This is a genomic window from Rickettsia endosymbiont of Ixodes scapularis, from assembly GCF_000160735.1.
Classification (GTDB): Bacteria; Pseudomonadota; Alphaproteobacteria; order Rickettsiales; family Rickettsiaceae; genus Rickettsia; species Rickettsia tamurae.
The window spans coordinates 1,441,683-1,444,076 of sequence record NZ_CM000770.1; the positions used below are offsets into that span (position 1 = coordinate 1,441,683).

Genomic DNA, 2,394 nt, shown 5'->3' on the forward strand with positions numbered 1-2,394 from the left:
AAAAACTTTAAGAGCAATACCTATGATAATGGATTTTACAGAAATATTTTGTTACGTCGATGATTTTTTTCAAGAATTAGACAAGCATACAAATTCAATTACTAACCATAACAACAAATCTGGTCCTAAAAAGTCGACTGAACAGAAGTGAGGTAATAACAATTATAATAGGCTACTGGCAGTCATCTTATGATTGTTTTAAGAATTATTATCTGAAGCAAATATGAATTCATCATCAAAGAGATTTTCAATTAGTAAGCTATAGTCAATTTATAAAAATAATAGGTCCACATTTACCACTATTAGTACTAATATTCAATTCTATTTTGGATCAGTGTGACGGACTCTCTTTTGTAGATTCAAGTAATATAGAGGTATGTAAGAGATACCGTATTTCAATGAATAAAGTGTTCGCCGGCATAGCAGCAAGCAGTAAGACAACAAAAGGTTGGTTCTATGGACTTAAACTACATCTAATAATTAATAGAGCCGGTGGTATAGTTAAAGCATCTTTTAGCCCTGGCAATAAGGATGATAGAAAACAGCTGGAACTGATAATCAAAAATCTTTTTGGTAAAGTATTCGGAGATCGTGGTTATATTTCGCAACAATTATTTCTACAACTTTTAGAGCAAGGAATTTTTATGGTAACTAGGGTAAAGAAAAATATGAAAAATAAACTTATGTCTATGTTGGATAAAATATTATTGCTTAAAAAAGCATTAATAGAATCTGTGTTTAGTAAAATTAAACTATTGGGGAAGTTTGAGCATTCAAGGCATAGATCAGTTACAAATGCCTTTGTGCATATGGTTGCAGCACTGATAAATTATCAAATGTCTGATAATAAACCTTCTATTACATCTCTCTTGATATGCTAAATCCTATGCTATATTAATTCGAAACTCGCGTTAAAAAACAAGTTTTTTATAGGTTTTTACTTCCTTCCCGCTTCCGTGGTAATAACGTTAAGAGAATTTTTTACTAGACTGCTTCATCAATTACTTCGTAATTTTCCTCGCAATGACATTAAGCAATAAGGTTTAAACGTACTTCTTCGTTAAGTTCTTTAGCAGAAGATAATTCTATATCAAGTTCGGCAAATATCTGCACTAAGGCTATAGATAAATCATTGATCATTTTATCGGTATGGGCAGGGGTTGGGATGATTCGGAGGCGTTCCGTACCTCTCGGTACGGTTGGAAAATTGATATGTTGAACGTAAATACCGTATTCATTAAGGAGCATATTTGAGGTTTTCGCCGCTTTAATCGGATCACCAATAATTATCGGCACTATATGACTTTCATTTTTCAAATAAGGTATATTAAAATGTTCAAAAGAATTTTTAAGTTTTGTAACTACTTCTTGATGTTTTATTCGTTCTTCATTTGATTCTTTGAGATGTCTAATACTATGCGTTGCAGCGGTAGAAATTACCGGCGGCAATGAAGTAGTGAAAATAAACCCTGGAGCGGTTAGTCTTATAGCGTCGACTAAATTATGGTTGCTAGTGATATAACCGCCGATAGTGCCGTATGCTTTGGCAAGTGTACCTTGAATAATATCGATTTGATCACTACAATTAAGAAGTTCGGCAATACCGCCACCCTGTTTACCGTATAAACCGACCGTATGAACTTCATCGATAAAGGTTAAAGCATTATATTTTTTGGCTAAGTTGATTATATCTTTGATAGGTGAGAAGAAACCGTCCATAGAGTAAGCCGATTCAAAAACAATAATTTTTGGTCTATTAATATCGAATGATTGTAAAAGCTCTTCTAGATGCTTAACGTCTAAATGTCTATATATATATTTCTCGGCTCTTGAACTTGTAATCCCTGCAATTATTGATGCATGATTTAGCTCATCGGAGAAAAATACTATATCTGGCATGATTTTAGCAAGACTTGCAAGCGTTGTATCATTTGCAACAAAACCGGATGTAAAAACTAAAGCTGCTTGCTTTTTGTGTAAATTTGCAAGTTCTTTTTCAAGCTCAAGAATGGCGATATTATTACCGCCGATATTGCGAGTTCCGCCTGATCCAACACCGTATTTTAGCAAGGCATCTATAGAAGCTTGCATTACTTTTGCATGTTTACTCATACCCAAATAGTCATTAATGCACCACATAACTATTTGTTTATTAGCGTGTTCTGCAAAAGGAAAATTATCGGCTTGTCTTTTTAAGGCCTTAAATTCTCGATATCTTCCTTCGCTTTTGATCTTATCTATATGTTTGCTAAATATAGTATTGTAATAAAACATTAGAACTATTGATTTGTTAGAAATTTTTTATGTGAATTGTAAAACGTACTGTATCATCCGTGGCTCGACCACGGGATCCATAAAAACAATAAAAAATACTAGTATTTCTACTGGATCCCG

General features: G+C 33.2%; 2 protein-coding genes. One reads left to right on the forward strand and one right to left on the reverse strand.

The genetic code is table 11. The features are described from left to right. Nucleotides 1-227 precede the first annotated feature (227 nt). Nucleotides 228-881: an IS982 family transposase gene (locus tag REIS_RS11280; protein ID WP_083787737.1), complete on the forward strand. Its 654-nt coding sequence runs from the start codon at nucleotides 228-230 to the stop codon at nucleotides 879-881. 148 nt (nucleotides 882-1,029) lie between these two features. On the opposite strand, the gene hemA is transcribed toward REIS_RS11280, so the two are convergent. Then, nucleotides 1,030-2,274 carry a 5-aminolevulinate synthase gene (gene hemA / locus REIS_RS07220; RefSeq protein WP_008580668.1) on the reverse strand — a complete coding sequence of 415 codons (1,245 nt, stop codon included), beginning with the start codon at nucleotides 2,272-2,274 and terminating at the stop codon, nucleotides 1,030-1,032. Between the last annotated feature and the right edge of the window lie 120 nt (nucleotides 2,275-2,394).

Coding starts and splice junctions, on each gene's coding strand:
- hemA (WP_008580668.1), bottom strand. CDS start 2,274: ATGTTTTATTACAATACTATATTTAGCAAACATATAGATAAGATCAAA.